The sequence below is a fragment of the Pullulanibacillus pueri genome, from assembly GCF_014639255.1.
Lineage (GTDB): Bacteria > Bacillota > Bacilli > Bacillales > Sporolactobacillaceae > Pullulanibacillus > Pullulanibacillus pueri.
In genome coordinates this window covers 217,396-239,136 of the sequence record NZ_BMFV01000002.1, presented here as the reverse complement: position 1 = coordinate 239,136, position 21,741 = coordinate 217,396, and the positions used below count along the sequence as shown (strand labels likewise).

The 21,741-nt window shown below is 41.8% G+C and carries 20 protein-coding genes, 1 tRNA gene and 1 other RNA gene; 19 read left to right on the top strand and 3 right to left on the bottom strand.

Annotated elements, in window-relative coordinates; all coding sequences use genetic code 11:
* Positions 1-537 precede the first annotated feature (537 nt).
* A complete protein-coding gene (locus IEV91_RS02930) occupies positions 538-798 on the top strand; it encodes an HPr family phosphocarrier protein (protein WP_188495901.1) in 261 nt (86 codons plus the stop codon).
* Positions 799-935: 137 nt separating this feature from the next.
* Here the strand turns inward: IEV91_RS02930 and clpP are convergent, their stop codons facing one another.
* Together clpP and IEV91_RS02920 are read right to left on the bottom strand one after the other, a co-directional pair.
* Positions 936-1,529 (bottom strand): ATP-dependent Clp endopeptidase proteolytic subunit ClpP, encoded by a 594-nt coding sequence (gene clpP / locus IEV91_RS02925; protein WP_188495900.1) that lies wholly within the window; start codon positions 1,527-1,529, stop codon positions 936-938.
* A 359-nt stretch (positions 1,530-1,888) separates the two neighbouring features.
* The gene (locus IEV91_RS02920; RefSeq protein WP_188495899.1) at positions 1,889-2,203 is read right to left on the bottom strand and encodes a heavy-metal-associated domain-containing protein; all 315 of its coding nucleotides are present in this window, start codon (positions 2,201-2,203) and stop codon (positions 1,889-1,891) included.
* A gap of 423 nt (positions 2,204-2,626) precedes the next feature.
* Between IEV91_RS02920 and IEV91_RS02915 the strand changes: the two genes are divergently transcribed.
* The 13 genes from IEV91_RS02915 (at position 2,627) to rnr (ending at position 16,516) form a co-directional block, all read left to right on the top strand.
* A tRNA-Arg gene (locus tag IEV91_RS02915) sits at positions 2,627-2,705 on the top strand.
* 628 nt (positions 2,706-3,333) lie between these two features.
* Positions 3,334-4,275, top strand: a complete 942-nt coding sequence (locus tag IEV91_RS02910; RefSeq protein WP_188495898.1) for a magnesium transporter CorA family protein — start codon at positions 3,334-3,336, stop codon at positions 4,273-4,275.
* 43 nt (positions 4,276-4,318) lie between these two features.
* Positions 4,319-4,582 carry a glutaredoxin family protein gene (locus tag IEV91_RS02905; protein WP_188495897.1) on the top strand — a complete coding sequence of 88 codons (264 nt, stop codon included), beginning with the start codon at positions 4,319-4,321 and terminating at the stop codon, positions 4,580-4,582.
* 121 nt (positions 4,583-4,703) lie between these two features.
* Entirely contained in the window at positions 4,704-5,735 is a 1,032-nt protein-coding gene (locus tag IEV91_RS02900) for a sugar-binding transcriptional regulator (RefSeq protein ID WP_188495896.1), read from the top strand.
* Between the two features lie 14 nt (positions 5,736-5,749).
* Positions 5,750-6,757 (top strand): type I glyceraldehyde-3-phosphate dehydrogenase, encoded by a 1,008-nt coding sequence (gap, locus tag IEV91_RS02895; RefSeq protein ID WP_188495895.1) that lies wholly within the window; start codon positions 5,750-5,752, stop codon positions 6,755-6,757.
* A gap of 117 nt (positions 6,758-6,874) precedes the next feature.
* The gene (locus IEV91_RS02890) at positions 6,875-8,062 is read left to right on the top strand and encodes a phosphoglycerate kinase (RefSeq protein WP_188495894.1); all 1,188 of its coding nucleotides are present in this window, start codon (positions 6,875-6,877) and stop codon (positions 8,060-8,062) included.
* A 12-nt stretch (positions 8,063-8,074) separates the two neighbouring features.
* Positions 8,075-8,836 (top strand): triose-phosphate isomerase, encoded by a 762-nt coding sequence (gene tpiA / locus IEV91_RS02885; RefSeq protein ID WP_188495893.1) that lies wholly within the window; start codon positions 8,075-8,077, stop codon positions 8,834-8,836.
* Positions 8,829-10,364 (top strand): 2,3-bisphosphoglycerate-independent phosphoglycerate mutase, encoded by a 1,536-nt coding sequence (gpmI, locus tag IEV91_RS02880; RefSeq protein ID WP_188495892.1) that lies wholly within the window; start codon positions 8,829-8,831, stop codon positions 10,362-10,364. The genes tpiA and gpmI overlap by 8 nt, the downstream gene beginning before the upstream one ends.
* A 118-nt stretch (positions 10,365-10,482) precedes the next feature.
* Complete coding sequence (eno, locus tag IEV91_RS02875; RefSeq protein WP_188495891.1) at positions 10,483-11,772, top strand: phosphopyruvate hydratase; 1,290 nt, start codon at positions 10,483-10,485, stop codon at positions 11,770-11,772.
* Positions 11,773-12,015: 243 nt separating this feature from the next.
* Positions 12,016-12,777: a transposase gene (locus IEV91_RS02870; protein ID WP_188495890.1), complete on the top strand. Its 762-nt coding sequence runs from the start codon at positions 12,016-12,018 to the stop codon at positions 12,775-12,777.
* A gap of 179 nt (positions 12,778-12,956) precedes the next feature.
* A complete protein-coding gene (secG, locus tag IEV91_RS02865; protein WP_188495889.1) occupies positions 12,957-13,187 on the top strand; it encodes a preprotein translocase subunit SecG in 231 nt (76 codons plus the stop codon).
* 218 nt (positions 13,188-13,405) lie between these two features.
* Positions 13,406-14,155, top strand: coding sequence for an alpha/beta hydrolase (locus tag IEV91_RS02860; protein WP_188495888.1), 750 nt, complete (start codon positions 13,406-13,408; stop codon positions 14,153-14,155).
* Between the two features lie 21 nt (positions 14,156-14,176).
* The gene (rnr, locus tag IEV91_RS02855) at positions 14,177-16,516 is read left to right on the top strand and encodes a ribonuclease R (protein WP_188495887.1); all 2,340 of its coding nucleotides are present in this window, start codon (positions 14,177-14,179) and stop codon (positions 16,514-16,516) included.
* A 477-nt stretch (positions 16,517-16,993) separates the two neighbouring features.
* Here rnr and IEV91_RS02850 read toward each other — a convergent pair whose 3' ends face one another.
* Positions 16,994-18,166, bottom strand: a complete 1,173-nt coding sequence (locus IEV91_RS02850; protein WP_239540907.1) for a pyridoxal phosphate-dependent aminotransferase — start codon at positions 18,164-18,166, stop codon at positions 16,994-16,996.
* Between the two features lie 228 nt (positions 18,167-18,394).
* Between IEV91_RS02850 and IEV91_RS02845 the strand changes: the two genes are divergently transcribed.
* The 5 genes from IEV91_RS02845 to ssrA all read left to right on the top strand — a co-directional run bounded on the left by IEV91_RS02845 (position 18,395) and on the right by ssrA (position 21,677).
* Positions 18,395-19,174, top strand: a complete 780-nt coding sequence (locus IEV91_RS02845) for a carbon-nitrogen family hydrolase (RefSeq protein ID WP_188495923.1) — start codon at positions 18,395-18,397, stop codon at positions 19,172-19,174.
* Positions 19,175-19,285: 111 nt separating this feature from the next.
* On the top strand, positions 19,286-19,579 hold the full coding sequence (locus IEV91_RS02840) for a Dabb family protein (RefSeq protein WP_188495886.1): 294 nt from the start codon (positions 19,286-19,288) through the stop codon (positions 19,577-19,579).
* 85 nt (positions 19,580-19,664) lie between these two features.
* The gene (gene smpB, locus IEV91_RS02835; RefSeq protein ID WP_188495885.1) at positions 19,665-20,135 is read left to right on the top strand and encodes an SsrA-binding protein SmpB; all 471 of its coding nucleotides are present in this window, start codon (positions 19,665-19,667) and stop codon (positions 20,133-20,135) included.
* 75 nt (positions 20,136-20,210) lie between these two features.
* Positions 20,211-21,077, top strand: a complete 867-nt coding sequence (locus IEV91_RS02830) for an EamA family transporter (RefSeq protein ID WP_188495882.1) — start codon at positions 20,211-20,213, stop codon at positions 21,075-21,077.
* A gap of 264 nt (positions 21,078-21,341) precedes the next feature.
* Positions 21,342-21,677, top strand: a transfer-messenger RNA (tmRNA) gene (gene ssrA, locus IEV91_RS02825).
* Positions 21,678-21,741: the final 64 nt, after the last annotated feature.

Sequence of the window (21,741 nt, the reverse complement as noted above, 5' to 3'; positions counted from 1 at the left end):
GTAACTCCAGTTCACTACTGTCGATGCTTTAGTTGATCACCGTTCCAGGTTGCTCGCTTTCATCATGCAAACAGGACTAAGGAAAGCTTTTCAGAGAATAATCCTTGAAGAAAAATCGTGTTTTTACGATTTTTATGTGGGTAGGATTGGCGTTGTCACCTCTGCCTTTGCTCTTGCATTTCCTCCTCTAGATATGAATGTGGACTAAAAACAATTTTAAATCGATTTAATCTTACCTAGCGTAGGCAGAATACGTAGACTCCAGTGGGATAAGCACGTGTCTGAAGACCCCTAGATCACCCCAAAAAACAAAAACGTTTTTCGGGGACACCGGTTGGGTGGGGTGTCCGCGAGGAGGCTGAAGCCGTGCCCACGGAAAGCGGAGTATTCTGCCGGAGCGGCTGTTTAGCACTAGATTAAGTAAGAGAGCGAGAGTTAAAAAATTATCGAATTTATGTCGTAATTTATATCAATTGCAACCTATCATGTGAATGAAGTTTAAATTAAAATAAAAAATAGTGAAAGTGGGGGTTATTAGTGGTTCAAGTAAAAACAACAATCAATCTAAAAACGGGATTGCAAGCACGTCCCGCAGCTCTTTTTGTTCAAGAGGCCAATCATTTCAGCAGCCGTGTAGAAATTGAGAAATCAGGAAAAAAGGTCAACGCGAAAAGCATTATGGGGATGATGAGTATTGCAGCACGAAAAGGTGAAGAGATTACCATCATTGTCCAAGGACCTGATGAAAACGAAGCAATTGAAACATTGAAGGCTTTTGTAGAAAAAGAAGAGATCTAACGAAAAAAGAGCATGGGAAACTCCCACGGCTCTTTTTTATAAGGAAGTATCAAGTCTTGGATATCAAATATTTGTGTGATGAATTTTTTCAAATACTAAAGAAAAAGACCGAGCATGTGCCCGGTCTTTCTTAAACATTATTTCTTTGAACTTTTTGGATAAAGAACTTCATCTACAAGACCGTATTCTTTGGCAACTTCAGCTGGCATAAAGTTATCACGGTCCGTATCGCGCTCAATCACCTCGAGAGGTTGACCTGTGCGTTCAGATAAAATTTTGTTTAGTTGCTCACGCATTTTAATAATCCGACGAGCATGGATTTCAATGTCAGTGGCTTGCCCTTGAGTGCCACCCAAAGGTTGGTGAATCATGACTTCACTATTTGGAAGAGCGAAGCGTTTCCCTGGTTCTCCAGCGGCTAAAAGGAAAGCTCCCATGGATGCTGCCATACCAATGCAGATGGTTGAAACCTTGGCATTAATATGCTGCATCGTATCATAGATGGCCATACCTGCTGAGATGGAACCACCTGGACTGTTTATGTAGAGGGAGATTTCTCTTTCTGGATTTTCTGCTTCCAAGAAAAGGAGCTGAGCAACGATAGTGTTAGCAACGTTATCATCAATGGCCGTTCCTAACATAATAATGCGATCTTTTAATAAGCGAGAATAAATGTCATAAGCTCTTTCCCCACGGTTAGTTTGCTCAATGACTGTTGGAATTAATGGCATTACTTTTCCTCCTTTAATATCAACCGTTGAGTCTTCAATCGGTTGAGGGTTTAATGTGATAGGCTTCTTCTTTGACATACAATCAAAGGAGAGTATGTTATGTTTGATTATAACTGTTTGACGTTCTGTGAATCCATTCTAACTCAAAGGTCAATAAAGGTCAAATAATATGTTGACAAATTTATGTATCCCTTTTTGAAACCGAGACTACTTTAACATAATACCCATCCATGGCTATTTTAAAACTAACTTATAAGCGAAAAAAAGGGTGCCATATGGCCCCAGAAACATTCTTATATAAATATATGAGCAAAAGGCGGAAAAAGACTAAACGTATTTTCGAAAGCATGTAAATAGGGTTAAGGTTTGATCATTTTAGCTTTAAACCCTGAAGCTTCTAATGACTTTTCAATCCAGTCGGCTTTCATGACCTCGGGATCAAATGAAACAGTAATGGCATGCTTATGTGGGTGCAATTTATAAGAGTCAATACCAATAATATTGGACAATGCCACTTCGGCCTTCGCTTGGCAGGCATGACAATTCAAATCGACCCCTTCAAAAGTTACTTTATTTTCTCCTGCTTTTGTTGAATCTGGTCTTTCACCTAACGCAAGCACCCCGCAAATTATCAGGGCAAGACTAGTGAGTCCAATCACGAGCCATTTTTTCATTAAAGACCCTCCTGTTGACTAGTGTATTTATGATTACATTTTGTCTTTTCGCTAGCATTTATACATCTGAAGGTGTGGTCAAGGTAAATGAATTAAGTAGAAACGAATAAAAGTAGGTTTTACCTATTAAACTGTGCATAAAAAAAGAGATGAAATACAAAGGAAGCGACTTAAGGACGAAATAGTCAGGTGCTTACAAACGTGCGTAAGCCACCCAATAAGCCACCTCTAAACCCTAAAAGTAAGGCTTTTCAAAATAAAAGTGTCTAATGAGTTTTAAAGTATTTCAATAGAGGCTCTCACTAAATACCTCTTGCGTAATGGACGAGAACGGTCTATAATAGTCAATGTCATGAAAAAAGCAGAATCACTTTTGGCAAGGATGTTTTTTTTATTTGTTTTTGATGCTAGTTTTAATTAGATGCGCCCGTAGCTCAGCTGGATAGAGCGGTGGTTTCCGGTACCACGTCTGCCGGGGGTTCGAATCCCTTCGGGCGCGCCATATAACCTAACAATTTCAAGGGATTAGCCATAGCGCTAGTCCCTTTTTGAATACAAGGGATAAAAAAGCGGCTCGATGCAACAATGGGGGACAGTTTTCTCCTTGAGGAATCACCTCATAAACAGCTTTTTCATATAGCTATCATGAAGAGTTGAACTTAAATGATCTATTGGCTAAAGAATAGGAAAGGTTTTCTTGATTTTTCATAAGAAAAAAGTTTGTACAAAGGCAAGATACCATGTAAGATATTAGTGGACTAAACTTTTTATCTGAATTGATAAATCTAGGTCTAACTCAAGGTAATGATGGCGATCACTTGCCATGATTAATGTCCATTTTTGCTTGGGACGTTGGTCGAACGATCGCTCGTTCAGATCTATCATATTTAGATGGGTGTTGTTCATCTTGAGTTCATAAAAGTGGTGTAAGATACATTTTGATGAAACATTTATTTTAAAATAAAGGGGGTTGATAGCTGATGCAAAGTGAAGAGGGGAGTTGTCCCAGTCCGAAGAAGATAAGCGGGAGTGCGGACACCGATGAATCGAGCCCATATAGCGCACGGCGTTATCAACCTCTTTTACGTAGGTGACGCACCCTCCAATTGATATGGGGAGAGGTGACACCAATGTTAAATATTTATTTGACATCATCTGATGGGCAATTCCGGCAAATCGATGAAATTAAAAAGGGGTGCTGGATTAACCTTATTGCTCCAACACCAGAAGAAATCAATCAAGTTGTGAATGTAACGGGGATACCCATCGATTTTATTAAAGACCCGTTGGATGACGATGAGCGTTCACGTATCGAAAAGGAAGAGCGTGATGTTTTAACCATCGTGGATATTCCTATCCATGTTAAAGATGATAGTGATTCAGCCCTTTATGATACGATTCCCATCGGGATTATTGTTACTGATCACTACTTTGTGACGGTTTGTTTGGAAGATAATCCGATTATTAATGAATTTACGCAAAATCGAGTTAAAGGGTTTTATACCTTTAAAAAAACCCGATTCACCTTACAGTTGTTATATGTCATGGCGACCTATTATTTGAAATATCTTCGCCAAATTAATCGGCGGACAAATGAGGTTGAACGTGAGCTTCATGAGTCGATGAAAAATAAAGAATTGTTTTCGTTACTGAGCCTTGAAAAAACGCTCGTCTATTTTATGACGTCACTAAAAGCGAATAATATAGTGATGGAAAAAATATTAAGATTAAACTATTTTAAAATGTATGAAGATGATAAAGATCTTCTCGAAGATGTCATGATTGAAATTCGCCAGGCCTTGGAAATGGCTGAGGTATATAGCAATATTCTTAATGGTCTTATGGATACTTTTGCTTCTGTTATTTCTAACAATGTAAATATCGTCATGAAATTTTTGACGGCGATCACGATAGTCCTTTCACTGCCAACTATGGTGGCAAGCTTTTTCGGAATGAACTTTGTTAAACTGCCTTTAGAACAAAATCCCTTTGGGTTTATAATTGCAATTTTAATCTCAGTGACCCTTTCGGTGATTACAGCACTCATTTTTTGGAAAAAGCGATATTTTTGAATGTAAAACTAAATGTGAGTGTGTATAAGGAGTTAATGTTGGAATGAGAGCAGAGCCGCGGATTCACTTATATAGCAAAGCGCGTTGTCCGCTTTGTGATGAGGCGAAGGAACTTTTAGAGATGCTTTGCGAAGCCCATCAATTGACCTATGAGGAGATTGACATTTATTCAGATGATCGCCTTCTTGAACAGTATCAGCTGATGATCCCGGTAGTGGCTGTAAACGGAAAGGTCGTTGCTGCCGGGAGGGTCAGTGTGGCGGACATTGAAGAGGCACTTTTGCCCTTTTTAACTCAAGACAAATAAATTTTACAAACTGATGAACACTTTTCACTTGAAAAGTGTTTTTATTATTTGTAGAATAAAAGTGTAGCAACGGGACATCATTTGACTATGCGGGACATTTTAAGTCCAGGGGGAAGGCACATTGGATGAATTGATTAACATACAAAGAAAGCTTGTCCCCGATGTTATTAATGTTATGTCTGATCGCTTTCGTATCTTACAGTCCATTCATTTCCTACAACCTATTGGTCGCCGGGCGCTATCCGCACATTTGGGATTAACCGAACGGGTATTGCGCGGGGAAGTTGCATTTCTTGGAAAACAAGGGCTTGTTCAAACTCAAACAACAGGAATGACGCTCACTGACGAGGGTGAACGGGTACTGGGAACTCTTGATCATGTTATGAAGCATGTATCAGGGATCACGGAGTTGGAGAAACAATTAAAGAAGTTTCTTCACCTTTCTAGAGTCGTTATTGTTCCCGGAAATAGTGATGAACAACCATGGGTTCAAAAAGAGATGGGTTTGACTTGTGTGAGGGTTATGGAATCATTACTTTCAGATAATCCCATTATTGCGATTGCTGGTGGCACAACATTAGCTGCGGTTGCAGATATGATGCATCCCTTTAAGCACTCGATGACGCCATTATTTGTTTCAGCACGAGGAGGGCTTGGGGAACAAGTTGAAAACCAAGCGAATACGATTTGTGCAAAAATGGCTGAAAAAGCCGATGGAAGTTATCGAATGCTTCATGTCCCAGACCAGTTGAGTGAAGAATCGTATTTATCATTAATAGAAGAGCCATCCATACGTGAAACGCTTGCTTTGGTACAATCAGCAGGAATGGTTATCCACGGCATTGGTGATGCTAAAACAATGGCGAAACGTCGGCGTTCAAGTCAAGACTTGTTAAAAAAGATTGACGATGAAAAAGCGGTGGCGGAAGCCTTTGGCTATTATTTTGATAAAAACGGAAAAGTCATTCATAAGGTCAAGACAATCGGGTTACAGTTAGAAGAGCTTTATGATGAGCATCGACCGGTGATTGCGGTCGCTGGTGGAGAGTCAAAAGCGAATGCAATTGAAGCCTATTTCAAAAAGGGCCCTAACTCAGTATTAGTCACTGATGAAGGGGCAGCACAACAAATTTTGAATCATAGGAAAAACTAAGGAGGTCATTTTAGATGGCAGTAAAAGTAGGTATTAATGGTTTTGGTCGTATTGGACGTAACGTTTTCCGTGCAGCTTTAAAAAATCCTGATGTAGAAGTGGTTGCTGTTAACGATTTAACAGATGCTAACATGCTTGCTCACCTTTTACAATATGATACAGTTCATGGCAAGCTTGATGCAGAAGTCACTGTTAATGGTAATAACCTTGTTGTTGATGGTAAAGAAATCAAAGTCTTATCCGAACGCGATCCTGCACAACTTGGCTGGGGAGACCTTGGCGTAGAAGTTGCTGTTGAATCCACTGGTCGTTTCACTAAACGTGAAGATGCTGCCAAACACCTTGAAGCAGGTGCTAAGAAAGTCGTTATCTCTGCTCCAGCGAATGGTGAAGATCTAACTATCGTTATGGGTGTTAACGAAGATAAATATGATCCAGCTAATCATCACGTGCTTTCAAACGCATCATGTACAACAAACTGCTTAGCACCTTTTGCTAAAGTATTAAACGATAAATTTGGTATTAAACGTGGTTTGATGACAACTGTTCACTCTTACACGAACGACCAACAAATCCTTGACTTACCACATAAGGATTATCGTCGTGCTCGTGCAGCTGCTGAAAACATCATTCCAACAACAACAGGTGCTGCTAAAGCTGTTTCCCTTGTATTGCCTGAACTTAAAGGTAAATTAAATGGTATGGCTATGCGTGTACCAACTCCTAACGTGTCACTCGTTGACCTTGTTGCTGAACTTGATAAAAATGTGACCGTTGACGACATCAATGCCGCATTAAAAGAAGCTGCTGAAGGTGATCTTAAAGGCATTTTAGCTTACACTGAAGAACCACTAGTTTCTAAAGACTTCAACGGTGCAACGGTTTCTTCAACCATTGATGCGCTTTCAACAATGGTGCTTGAAGATAACATGGTTAAAGTCATCTCTTGGTATGACAATGAATCAGGTTACTCTAACCGTGTGGTTGACTTAGTCAATTATATTGCTAAACAAGGCCTATAATAACTCACAATTAAGTTAAATGAAGAGGAGACTTTTTGCCTCTTCATTTGACTGTCTAAAGGGTTTCAGTTGTGATTACATAATGTAACCCTTATTTGAATGAAGGAGGGAAAGGCAATGGCAAAACAAAGTATTCGTGATATTGATCTCAATGGCAAAACAGTTTTTTGCCGAGTGGATTTTAATGTGCCCTTAGATGGCCAAACGATTACAGATGATACACGTATTCGTGCAGCTATTCCGACGATTCAATATCTTATTGAACAAAATGCAAAAGTCATTCTTGCCTCTCACCTCGGTCGTCCTAAAGGCGAAGTGAAGGAAGAGCTAAGACTTGATCCTGTTGCTAAACGTTTAAGTGACCTTCTTGGAAAAACGGTCATTAAAACCGATCAAGTGATTGGGCAAGAAGTTGAAAAGGCTGTGCAAGAAGCACAACTTGGTGACGTTATCTTAATCGAAAATGTGCGTTTCGAGCCTGGTGAAGAGAAAAATGATCCAGCATTAGCAAAAGCATTTGCTGCTTTAGCAGATGTGTATGTGAATGATGCTTTCGGTGCCGCGCATAGAGCACATGCATCAACAGAAGGTGTCGCTCAATATCTTAAGCCAGCTGTTGCGGGTCTATTACTTGAAAAAGAATTAGATGTTATTGGGAAAGCGTTAGAAGATCCTAGCCGCCCTTTTACTGCTATTATTGGTGGTGCGAAGGTGAAAGATAAAATCGGTGTGATTGAAAATCTTTTAGATAAAGTGGATAACTTGATCATTGGTGGTGGCTTAGCGTATACCTTTGTTAAAGCCCAAGGCCATGAAATCGGGAAATCGCTTGTTGACAATGAAAAGATTGATCTTGCCCTTTCCTTTATCGCTAAGGCCAAAGAAAAAGGGGTTAACTTCTACATGCCTGAAGACGTCACGGTTGCTGATGACTTTTCTGAATCAGCTAACATTAAAGTGGTCCCTATTACAGAAATTCCTTCTGATTGGGAGGCTTTAGATATCGGTCCGAAGACGGTCGAAACTTATAGTGATGTTATCAAAAAATCAAAGCTTGTGATTTGGAATGGTCCAATGGGCGTTTTTGAATTAGATGCCTTTGCTAAAGGAACTAAAGGTGTTGCAGAAGCTTTGGCCAAATCAGATGCCTATTCCATTATCGGGGGTGGCGATTCAGCAGCTGCTGCTGAGAAATTCCACCTTGCAGAGGAAATGGATCATATTTCAACGGGCGGCGGTGCCTCTTTGGAATTAATGGAAGGTAAGGTTCTTCCAGGCGTTGCGATTTTAAACGACAAAGAATAGGAGGTCATTCTGTTGCGTAAACCGATTATTGCAGGAAACTGGAAAATGAATAAAACAATTGGTGAAGCGAATCAATTTGTCCAAGAAATTAAGGGACTTCTTCCTTCATCCAACGTTGTAGATGCTGTGATCTGTGCACCTGCTCTTTTCTTAGATGCCCTTGTTGATCAAACAAAGGATCTTGAAGTAGCGATTGGTGCCCAAAACATGCATTTTGAAGAAAGTGGTGCTTTTACTGGAGAAATTAGCCCAGTTGCACTCAAAGATCTTGGGGTCCAATATGTGATTCTTGGACACTCAGAGCGTCGTGAAATGTTCGCTGAAACAGACGAAACAGTAAACAAGAAGACCCATGCTGCCTTTAAACATGGTCTTGTGCCTATCGTTTGTGTGGGTGAAACTCTTGAAGAACGTGAAGCAGGCAAAACCAATGAAATCGTTCAAGGTCAGGTTACGAAGGCTCTGCAAGGTCTCTCAGCTGACCAAGTGAAAGAAACCGTCATTGCTTACGAGCCGATCTGGGCCATAGGTACAGGAAAATCAGCGACTTCAGATGAAGCGGATGAAACTTGCGGTGTGGTTCGTCAAACGGTTGCTGGATTGTATGATCAAGCCACTGCAGACGCTGTTCGGATTCAGTATGGTGGAAGTGTCAAGCCTGCAAATATTGCTGAGCTGCTTGGTAAAGAAAATATTGATGGTGCCCTTGTTGGAGGCGCAAGCTTAGAGCCGACTGCATTCCTCCAACTATTGGAGGCGGCAAATCATGAGTAAGACGCCACATGCACTCATCATTTTGGACGGTTTTGGCTGTCGCAAAGAAACCATCGGTAATGCGGTGGCTCAAGCGAAGAAACCTAACTTTGATAAATACTGGAATCACTACCCACATGCCACCTTGCGCGCGGATGGCGAATTTGTTGGATTACCAGAAGGTCAAATGGGGAACTCTGAGGTTGGCCATTTAAATATTGGTGCTGGCCGTGTGGTTTATCAAAGCTTGAGTCGTGTAAACCTCTCAATTAAAGAGGGCGAGTTTTATGAAAATGAAACCTTCTTAGAAGCCATGCGCTTGGTTAAAGAACGTGGGAAAAAGCTCCACATCTTTGGTTTGCTCTCTGATGGCGGTGTGCACAGTCACATTGACCATATGTTTGCTCTTTTAAAATTAGCGGATAGAGAAAACGTTGAACATGTGCTTATACATGGTTTTCTTGATGGTCGAGACGTCGGTCAACAAACGGCTAAAAAGTACATTGAAGCAACACAGGAGAAAATAAAAGAGCTTGGCGTTGGTGAAATCGCGACGCTCTCAGGTCGGTATTATGCGATGGATCGTGACAATCGCTGGGATCGGATTGAAAAGACGTATCGGGCCATGGTTTATGCCGAAGGTCCTGACTATACTGACCCAATTGAAGTGGTTAATGATTCTTATAAAAATGAAATTTACGATGAATTCGTCCTTCCTTCTGTTATAAAACATGAAGATGGGACACCTGTGGGAACGGTAGAAGATGGAGATGCGATCATCTTTTTCAATTTCCGTCCAGACCGTGCGATCCAAATCTCTCAAGTCTTTACAAACGAAGATTTCCGTGGATTTGATCGTGGAGACAAATTCCCTAAAGATATTCACTTTGTATGCCTCACTCATTTCAGTGAAACAGTAAATGGTACCGTGGCGTTTAAACCAACAAACTTGGATAATACTTTAGGTGAAGTCGTGTCCCAAAACGGAATGACTCAGCTGCGCATTGCAGAAACTGAGAAGTACCCGCACGTCACCTTCTTCTTTAGTGGTGGCCGTGAAGACAAATTTCCTGGTGAAGAGCGGATATTAATCAACTCCCCTAAGGTCGCAACTTACGACCTTAAACCGGAAATGAGTGTTTATGAAGTTACAGATGCCTTAGTGAAAGAGATTGAAGCCGAAAAATTTGATGCGATCATTCTCAATTTCGCTAATCCGGACATGGTGGGGCATTCAGGTATGCTTGAGCCAACGATTAAAGCTATCGAAGCTGTTGATGAATGTCTAGGGCGTGTGATTGAAGCCATTCTTTCTAAAGGTGGCGATGCTATTATCACTGCAGACCATGGAAACTCGGATGAAGTCGTCACGCTTGAGGGTAAACCCCAAACCGCACATACGACTAATCCAGTTCCGGTTATCGTGACCAAAGAAGGTGTCACTCTGAGAGAAGACGGTAAGCTTGCCGATCTTTCACCCACATTACTCGACCTTCTTCATGTTGACCAACCTAAAGAAATGACCGGTCAAACCTTAATCAAAAAATAGGGACAGGAACCCCGTCCCACCTTTGTGGGCCCACGGCTGGGACAGGGGGACAGGAACGTTGTCCCTATTTCGAAAGCAATATCAAACGAATAATTTTAGATGAATTGGAGTGATTGACATGTCAATGATCGTTGACGTATATGGCCGTGAAGTCCTAGACTCTCGCGGAAACCCAACTGTAGAAGTAGAAGTTATTTTAGAATCTGGCGCTGTTGGCCGTGCTCTTGTTCCAAGTGGCGCTTCCACTGGTGAATATGAAGCTGTCGAACTTCGTGATGGCGATAGCAATCGTTATCTTGGCAAAGGGGTTCTTAAAGCAGTCGAAAACGTAAACACTGTGATTGCCCCTGCTATTGCTGGTTTAGATGCTTTAGATCAAGTCGCTATTGACCGTGCATTAATCGCCCTCGATGGTACTGAAAACAAAGGAAAATTAGGGGCAAACGCCATTCTTGGTGTTTCTATGGCTGTGGCACATGCTGCTGCGTCCTACCTTGAAATTCCATTGTATCGTTATCTTGGTGGCTTTAGTGGAACAACCCTTCCAACCCCAATGATGAACATCATTAATGGTGGTGAGCATGCCGATAACAACGTGGACTTCCAAGAATTTATGATCATGCCTGTAGGCGCAGAAAGCTTCCCAGAAGCGCTTCGTATGGGCGCAGAAATCTTCCATAACTTGAAAAAGGTATTGGCAGCTAAAGGTCTAAATACAGCTGTTGGTGATGAAGGTGGCTTTGCCCCAAACCTTTCTTCTAACGAAGAAGCGATCCAAACTATAATCGAAGCGATTGAAAAAGCAGGCTACAAGCCAGGCGAGCAAGTGATGATTGCTATGGACGTGGCTTCATCAGAACTCTATGAAGATGGTAAATATGTCCTTAAGGGCGAAGGTGTGACGAAAACATCTGAAGAAATGATCGAACTTTATCGTGATCTTCTTGATAAATATCCAATTGTTTCTATCGAAGACGGTTTAGACGAAAACGACTGGGACGGCTGGAAGAAACTTACCGCTGAACTTGGCGATCGTGTACAACTTGTTGGTGACGATCTTTTTGTTACTAATACTAAAAAGCTTTCCGAAGGTATTGAAAAAGGTATCGGGAATGCGATCTTAATTAAAGTGAACCAAATCGGTACATTAACCGAAACATTTGAAGCTATTGAAATGGCTAAACGTGCCGGTTACACCGCCATTATTTCTCACCGTTCTGGTGAAACAGAAGATGTGACTATTGCAGACATCGCTGTGGCTACCAACGTTGGTCAGATCAAAACAGGTGCACCATCACGTACCGACCGTGTGGCAAAATACAACCAACTTCTTCGCATCTCAGATGAACTCGAAGAACAAGGACACTATGCAGGTAAAACCGCATTTTACAACTTGAAAAATATCTAATAGGATAGAACACTATCCTAAAAAGCTACCGAGAACATTCTCGGTAGCTTTTTTTGGTGGGACGTGGGGACAGGAACCTTGTCCCACTTCATTATTTTTAAGGCTTTTGCAGGAAATCTCTTTACCATATGGAATACAAAAAGGGAGAGCCCTCGTCATGAATAATTGGGCTCATTTCCCCTTCAGCCACATTCAATTTTTTACTTCATTTCCATCCTACATTTCCCCCGAGGTGATCCGCACATGCCAAGAAAACCTAGAAGAAAGAGTAGAAATGGTATTTATCATATTGTATTGCGAGGTGTTAATAAACAAACGATATTTGAAGACGATGAGGATAAGATAAGGTTTCTGGATACGGTGAGAAGGTACAAAAAGACGTGTAAGTACTTTTTATATGGATACTGTCTAATGGATAATCATGTCCATTTGCTTTTAAAGGAAACAAATGAATCCGTTTCAAAGGTCATTCAAAGATTGAGTGCTAGTTATGTTTATTGGTACAATCATAAATACGAACGCTACGGCCATTTATTTCAGGAGAGGTTTAAAAGTGAAAATGTAGAGACCGCGCGTTACTTTTTAACAGTCCTGCGTTACATCCATCAAAATCCTATAAAAGCGGGTCTATCTACTAATGTTTTTGACTGCGGGTGGACGAGTATAAATGAGTATATGAGTAAGGCGGACTTAGTTGATATTGATTTGGGCTTAAAGCTGTTTGCTCTCGATCAAAGGGAGGCGCTTAAACGATTTATTGACTTTATGTCGCTACTAAATGATGATACTTGCCTTGAGGCACATGTGAAAACTAAAGTATCAGATACCGAGGTTAAAAACATACTTAATACACTAGGCATTACAAATATGAGCGTTCTGCAGCAACTTGAAAAGGCAAAACGTGATGTCCTCCTCCGCAGGCTTAAGGGATTAAATGGCGTATCGATTCGCCAGTTATCAAGAATAACTGGCCTATCCAAGAGTGTGATTGACCGTGCGCGCTAAATTCCTGGCCCAGGTGTAGGGACAATAAACCTGTCCCTCTGTCCCGCTTCATCTGTCCCGCTTTCAACCCATCTCATGCTAATGCTGGGACAATAAACCTGTCCCCATGTCCCACTTTCCTTTTGTATAAAATTGTGTTACATTAAAATTAGGTTTGATTGTGTCCGAGGAGGAGTCGTATGCATACTCTATTAATTACTGTATTGGTTATTGCAGCTATTGGTATTATTGCTATTGTTCTTTTGCAGCCGGGTAAAAGTGAAGGCCTTTCAGGTTCGATCACTGGTGGGGCTGAGCAGCTGTTTGGTAAGCAAAAGTCACGTGGTTTGGACAAAGTCCTTCATCGTACTACTATGATTTGTGCGATTGTGTTCTTTGTTGTTGCTTTTGTTCTTGCTTTTTATTATTAAGAAATGAACAAAACCACTTATAGAAAAAAATGTCCCCAGCACCAGATATAGGTGCTGTTTTATTTTATATTATTGATGTGGGAATTTATGGATTATATGGTGGGTTTTTATCCTGAAAAAACAGGGAAGAATAAGGTTAGATGGAAGCAATCGACGCTCTAACCTGTTCATTTTATTATCATTTCATTATTTATTTAAATTAAGGAGTGTCAGACATCATGAAAGTTTTACCACCTAAGCCATTTACTTTTGAAGCAGGGAAAAGGGCGGTTTTATTACTACACGGGTTTACAGGAAATTCAGCAGACGTTCGTATGCTTGGACGTTTTTTACAAGATAAAGGGTATAGCTCACATGCGCCCCATTACAAAGGCCATGGGGTTCCACCTGAAGAACTGTTAAAAACCAATCCAGACGATTGGTGGGAGGATGTGACGGGGGCTTATCAGCACCTTAAAGATTTGGGCTATGATGAGATTGCTGTTGTCGGATTGTCATTGGGAGGCGTATTTTCCTTGAAAGTTGGATACACTTTCCCAGTAAAAGGGGTTGTGCCTATGTGCGCCCCAATGACGACGAAAACAGAAGAAAATATTCGTGAAGGTGTTATTGCTTATGCTAGAGAATGGAAGCAACTCGAAGGCAAATCACCAGAACAAATTGAGGAAGAAATGAAGCCTTTTGTAGAGGCACCTATGACAACATTAGCAAGGCTGAGTGATCTTATTGAGGATGTTCGGGCTCATATTGACCTTATTTATGCACCAACGTTTGTGGTCCAAGCCCGACTGGACGAAATGATCGATACAAACAGTGCAAACATTATTTACGAAAATGTGGAATCAGATGAAAAATACATTAAGTGGTATGAACATTCCAAGCACGTAATCACATTAGGGGACGAGAAAGCACAATTGCACCAAGATATTTATGATTTTCTTGAAGGCTTGGATTGGTCGGTCTCCTAAACCAATGAAGGAGAATGCATTTTGAATGAACAGTTAAAAGAAAAAATTATTAAGTATATGGATGAAGTCGTCAGTAAGCCATTGACCCTCACCGATTTAGAAGAGATATTCAATATAACAGCATCGGATGACTTTAAAGATCTCGTTAAGACTTTAAACGAAATGGAAGAGCAGGGGTTAATTGTAAGGACAAGAAGTAACCGTTACGGTCTCCCAGAAAAGATGAATCTTTTACGGGGAAAAGTTCAAGGGCATGCCAAAGGGTTTGCTTTCATTATACCTGATGACGCGAATGCCAAGGATGTTTATGTGGCCCAAGGGGATCTTAATGGGGCGATGAATTCTGATATTGTGCTCGTGCGTGTTTCTGAAAAATCATCAGGGGAGCGTCCAGAAGGCGTTGTCGTGCGAATCGTTGAACGCGGAACAAAAACCGTTGTGGGAACCTACCAGGATAGTCGTCATTTTGGTTTTGTTGTTCCCGATGATAAACGTGTCCCTAACGATATTTTCATTCCAAAAGAAGCAACAGGAGGCGCAGCTGAAGGGCATAAGGTCGTTGTTAAAATCACCAAATACCCCGAAGACCGCAAAAGTGCTGAAGGACAAGTCATCGCCATTCTAGGTCACAAAAATGATCCTGGAGTAGACATTCTTTCGATTATCCACAAGTTTAATATTCCTACTGAATTCCCGGATGAAGTGATTGCCGAGGCTAAAGCGGCTCCAGAGGAGATTTCCCCTGAAGAAATTTCGGGTAGACGTGATCTTCGGAATGAAACGATTGTCACGATTGATGGTGAGGATGCTAAGGATCTCGATGATGCGGTCGCTGTCACGAAACTAGATAATGGCAATTATAAGTTAGGTGTTCATATTGCCGATGTTAGTTACTATGTAAAAGAAGACTCCGAACTCGATAAAGAAGCCTTCAATCGCGGCACAAGTGTCTATTTAGTGGATCGTGTCATCCCGATGCTTCCGCATAGATTGTCTAATGGCATTTGTAGTTTGAATCCCCAAGTGGATCGGCTGACTTTGTCCTGTGAAATGGAAATTACCCCTAAAGGGAAAGTAGTAGCCCATGAGATCTTCCCAAGTGTGATTAACACAACTGAACGCATGACCTATACGAATGTCCGGAAAATTTTACTTAAGGAAGATGAGGAAGTTCTCGAGCGTTATAAGGATTTGATTCCGTTTTTTGAATTGATGGGAGAGCTAGCAAACATCTTAACAGAAAAACGTCGTGAGCGTGGTGCGATTGATTTTGATTTCACTGAAGCCAAAATTTTAGTGGATGAAGAAGGTCATCCTACCGATGTTGTGATTCGAGAGCGCTCAGTTGCCGAGCGGTTGATTGAAGAATTTATGCTGGCTGCCAATGAAACCATCGCCGAACACTTCCACTGGATGGACTTACCTTTCATCTACAGGATTCATGAGGATCCAGATCCTGATAAATTAATGCGCTTCTACAATTTTGCTGTGAATTTTGGTTATGTCTTGAAAGGCAGTGTCGAGGAGATTCATCCGAATACTCTGCAGTCATTACTTGAAGAGGTGAAGGGTGAACCTGAGGAAGCCGTTATTAGTACCATGATGCTACGCTCGATGCAGCAAGCGAAGTACAGTGATCAAAGTCTTGGTCACTTTGGATTATCTACGGATTTCTATACGCATTTCACTTCACCGATCAGGCGTTATCCTGACCTGATTGTCCATCGCTTAATACGCAAGTACTTGATTGAAAAACAAGTCGATCAAAAGACAAAACAGCACTGGGACGGTAAGGTATTTGATATTGCCAAACATGCTTCGGAAATGGAGCGTCGGGCCGTCGACGCTGAGCGGGAAACGGATGATTTGAAGAAAGCAGAATTCATGCAGGATAAGATTGGCGAAACCTATGAAGGGGTCGTGAGTAGTGTCACGAGCTTTGGACTGTTTGTCGAATTACCAAATACGATTGAGGGTCTTGTTCACATTAGCTATCTTGTCGATGACTATTACCATTACAATCAGGATCATATGGCGTTGATTGGTGAACGGACGGGACATGTTTTCAGAATCGGTGATGAAGTCACAGTCCGAGTGATCAATGTGAATGTTGACGAACGTTCTATCGACTTCGAAATCGTGGGAATGAAGGAAAATAAACCGCGACGTCGTAAAGATCGTCCGACTGTCATTACAGGTGGAAAAGGTCGACCTTCTACACGAACAGACGAAGATAGAAAAAAGCAACGTAGGAAAAAGGGCAATACCGGTGGTTACCGTAATAGCGGCGCGCAAAAAGGAAGTCGAAGCCCCGGTGGCAAGAAAAAAGGAAAAAAACGCCCATCTCGCGGAAAAGGTTAAGATTCAAGACAAAAGGGGTTGGGGCAAAAAATAGTGAACCCAACTCCCGAACGTTAAAAATCAAAAGTAAAAGAATAAATAGGAAGCGTAGTCAAAATATAGATAATCCGACGGGAACTGCACGTGTCCGAAGCTCCACTTGGGAAACAAATAGTTCATTTCCTAGTTAGCTGAGGCCACTAAGGACGATCGGCTAAAAGCGTCACGTCATTAAGGAACTTCGGCTAAGACCGTCACGTCCGTGTGACACCGCCGAAGCTAGCACCTCAACCACCCCAAAAAGTAAAGAACACTTTTCGGGGACCCCGATGGTGCGTCGAACGCCGACCCTACCCACATCGTGTGGGCATGAGGAAAGCGAAGTATTTTGACGAAGCATTTCATGCATAAACAAAACCCGGACTATTCGAATAGTATTTATGAATAGTCCGGGTTTTTCTGAAACTGAAAAACGTCTGTCTCGGGCTCCCACTTTATCTAGAATAAATTCAAGCGATCAATACGATCGACCGCTTCTAGAAGGCGTTCTTCCCGATCTAATAAGCCGACACGAACATAGGGATTGCCTGTGGTCCCAAATCCTATACCTGGTGCTACAGCGATGTGGGCCTTTTTGAGTAAAAGCTCAGAGAAAGATTCTGACGTAAAGCCTTCAGGGACTTTGAGCCAGGCAAAGAATGAACCTTGAGGAGCATCCACAGTCCATCCGATCTGCTGAAGGCCCTGAATCAATGTATTCCGTCTGGATTCGTAAAGCTGAACAAGTTGTTTCACATTTTCCTGAGTGCCAAGGAGCGCTGTAGCGGCGGCCTCCTGTATGCCACCAAACAAGCTGACATAAAAGTGGTCCTGAATTAAATTGATCATACGAATAATACTCGCATTTCCTAAAGCAAAGCCAATGCGCCACCCCGCCATATTATAGGTTTTAGACATCGTGTAAATTTCTATGCCCACATCTTTTGCCCCAGGCGTTTCTAAAAAGCTCATCGGTTTTTTTCCATCAAACCCTATGGCCCCATAGGCAAAATCATGCATGACAGCTATCTTATGACGATTCGCTAAACGCACGGTATCTTTAAAAAAGCTCGGCGTGGCAATGGCTCCTGTAGGATTATTAGGATAGTTAAGAAATAGAAGCTTGGCTTGTTCAAGTCTATCTGGATCGATTTGCGTGTAATCGGGTAAAAAACCATTTTCTTCAAGTAAAGGCATCAAAGTCATTTTCGCTCCAGCCATCGCGATACCAGACCAATAGTCAGGATAGCCAGGATCAGGAACAAGTGCGGTATCTCCAGGATTGAGTAAACATTGACTCATTTCTACAAGCCCTGTTTTGCCTCCAAATAAGATAGCCACCTCTGTCGAAGGATCTAGACTTACATGGTATTCCCGTTTATAAAATTCAGCGATCGCTTCTTTTAGAAAATGGTGTCCAGAAAACGGGGGATATTTATGATATAAAGGATTTTCAGCCGCGTCTTGCAGGGACTTTACAATATGTAGGGGTGTGGGTTGATCCGGATTACCTTGTCCAAGATTAATGACATCTGCACCAGATGCTACGAGCGCGTTGACCTTTTGCACAAGCGATGAGAAAAATTGCTGAGGAAGCCTCTTAAGAGCTTCTGAAGACTCAAATTCAATCAATGATTTCCGCTCCAATCTGTAAAGAGAATTCTAATTTTTAATACTAGCCTGAGTCCTCCTTTTTGTAAAGGCGTTTTCAGTAAAGGGTTTAAGCGTTTGCAGTTTAAGTTGACAAAAATGTTGGACCGAAGCCATAATGAAACTCAAAAGAGTGGAAGCATCGAAGAATCGCGTATTAAATGACAATCGATAAGGGATTTAAATGTTGGGAGAGGACCGGTGATAGCAATGAAGCTTGCCTTAATACAATTTGACATTGTGTTCGGAAAGCCAAAGGACAATTATTCAAAAGTTGAACACCTTATTGAGAAAGCGATGATTGAACAGCCAGACGTGATTGTATTACCTGAGATGTGGACGACGGGTTATGATCTCTCACGTTTAGACGCGATTGCCGATAAAGAAGGAATGGAGACAAAAAAACAGATGGCCGCCCTTGCTCACCATTATTCTGTTCATATTGTAGCAGGCTCCATTGCCCAGCAGAGTCAGGGAAAGGTTTATAACACCTCTTTTGCTTTCAATCGAGAGGGCAAGTGTATTAGCGAGTATCAGAAGGTACATTTATTTCGTCTCATGGATGAAGAAAAATTTTTACACGCCGGTGATCAAAAAGAGGTGTTCACGCTCGAAGCCATGCCATCGGCAACCGTCATTTGTTATGATATTCGCTTCCCAGAATGGATTCGCACCCATATGCTTGCGGGAGCCCATTGTTTATTTGTGCCTGCTGAATGGCCGACGCCAAGGATTGAACATTGGCGCACCTTATTACTAAGTCGGGCCATCGAGAATCAGGCCTTTGTAGTCGCTTGTAACCGTGTGGGCTCTGACCCGAAGAATGCCTTTGGCGGACATTCCATGGTGATTGATCCTTGGGGTGACATTCTTGCCGAGGCAGGGGATCAGGAAGAGATTCTTTTTGCTACTATTGACCCCGAGCGTGTCAAAGAAATCCGTCAGACCATCCCCATTTATGAAGATCGGCGACCTGATTTGTATGAGTAAGGGATTTAAAATTCCTGCTAATTAAGGTTAACTGTATCTCTTCACGCTCCATTTACAAAAGTGCTACAATAAAGGTACCAAAAAGAACTTAGAACCTGAGGAGAGAAAATGATGATCGAGCATATTGTGTTATTTAAATTTAATGAGCAAACAACGAATGGACAGAAAGAAGAAGCGATGAAAAGGCTTCGCGAGCTTAAAAATCAATTACCAGGTATCCTTGATATTCAAACGAATCATAACTTTAGCGATCGTGGCAAAGGGTATACGATGGGGCTTACCGTTCGCTTTGAATCTAAAGCAGATTTAGAGCATTATGGTCCTTCGGATGCACACCAGGCGGTTGTTTCTTATTTAAAGGAGATTGGCATGGTAGACACTTTGGCTGTCGATTTTGAGATTTAAGGCGTAAGGTTGCTTTAATGGAATGGTTCACTTTATAATAGAATTTACCTTAAGAACTTGTCGTAAATAGAAAGAAGGGGATTGCATGGCAGATAAAAAGGGACGACAGATTGCCGAAAATAAACGCGCTCGTCATGATTATTTTATTGAGGATACCTTTGAAGCGGGTCTAGTCTTACAAGGGACCGAAATAAAATCCATTCGGAAGGGGTCGATCAATTTTAAAGATGCCTTTGCGCGCGTGGATAATGGAGAAGTCTTCCTGCACAATATGCATATTGCCCCCTATGAGCAAGGCAATCGCTACAATCACGATCCACTGAGGACAAGGAAACTACTATTACATAAAAAAGAAATCAATAAACTCATTGGGATTTCAAAGGAATCGGGTTACACCATCGTGCCTTTAAAAATGTATATCAAGAATGGCTTTGCCAAGGTGCTTATCGGCGTTGGAAAAGGGAAGAAAAATTATGATAAGCGGGAGACACTGAAGAAGAAAACCGCGGAGCGTCAAATCGCAAAGGCTCTACGTCAATCTGAAAAAGGCATGTAGTTTTCTGCAAAAAACAAAGGGCAAGAGATAAATAGACCAAAGCCTCACTTTAACTAATGGGAGAAGGGTTCATTTATGGCATTTAGTGCGTTAGTACTTGTCTTAATTTCCTCGTTTATTCATGCCACATGGAATTTGTTACAAAAGCAAGCCCAGACATCTGGACTTGCTTTTTCGTGGTTATTTAACTTAATGGGTGTCCTTGCCTACACGCCCTTGATTATCATTGTTGTGATCTTTTGGCAGCCACATCTTTCTTGGCTGGGGGTTGTTTTTATTGCCGTGAGTAGTCTGATTCATGTAGGCTATTTTTTGCTGTTACAAAAAGGCTATAAAGTGAGTGATCTCTCCATTGTCTATCCGATCTCGAGAGGTTTGGGACCGGTCTTTGCCATGATTTTAGCGGTCCTCTTTCTTTCAGAATCCCCCAGCTCTTTGACATTAGTAGGAACTGGAGTTATTGTGGTGGCCATCTTTTTCATTGCGGGTGGCATTAAGATGATCAGAGGCAATATTGGCGTGAAAGGTCCATTATTTGGCTTAGGTGTGGCCATACTGATTGGCTGGTACACCACATGGGATAAGTATGCGGTAGATGAATTGGCGGTCATGCCTTTATTTTATGAATATCTTGGGATGGTTGGGCAATTCCTAATCCTCTCCCCTTTTGCCTATCAGCGAAAGGCAGAAGTGGTTAAGAGTTGGCGTCTCGATAAATGGCAAGCAGCAGGAGTGGGGATCTTAAGTCCTTTAGCTTATATTTTGGCTTTAACCGCATTAGCGATGGCGCCAGTCACCTATATCGCGCCTTTACGTGAACTTAGCATTGTCATCGGAACCTTATTTGGTATCTTTATATTGAAAGAAAAGAGCTCACGAATGCAAATTGTCTACAGCGGGGTCTTGTTTCTAGGCGTGGTTTTTGTGGCGTTATCCTCATAAAAAAATAATGAAATTTGACACTGGAAAAGTAAGGATGATATGACAGTCGTTTTCTTGACAGTCACCTTGATATAGAGTTTATATCATGTTATACTACTATATGTAGTTCACAATATGACTTATCCTCCGGGATAACGTTTCTACCATTATTGTTCAATTTTGATTGAACATCTTATAATGTATGTTTAAAGATGAGGAAAAACAGGAAAGAGAAGTTCGAAGTTCTTGTTTCCGCAACTTTTAAGCATCTAATAATGGGGACGTTCCGGATTCGACAGGGGTAGGTCGGGTATAAGCTGCGAGTCGAGGGGGTCGGCCTCGTTAAAACGCCAAAGCCAATAACTGGCAAAACTAATAACAACCTCGCTTTAGCTGCCTAAGTAGCTTAGCGGTTCCCCCCTCCATCGCCCACGTGGTAGGGTACGGAACTCACTCTAGTGGGATACGCTTCCGGCTCGCCGTCTGAGGGCAGAAGAAGAGAATAATCAGACTAGCGACACGGGTGCCCGTCGACAGGCCGATGTGCTCGCGAATCACCAAATGTGTCGACTATGCTCGTAGATGCTTATATTACGATGCCTTTGGACGTGGGTTCGATTAGTCAATAGTCGCCTTATGTGGTAACACATAAGTGAAAATCCAGCTTTATCGGTGAAACCTAAGT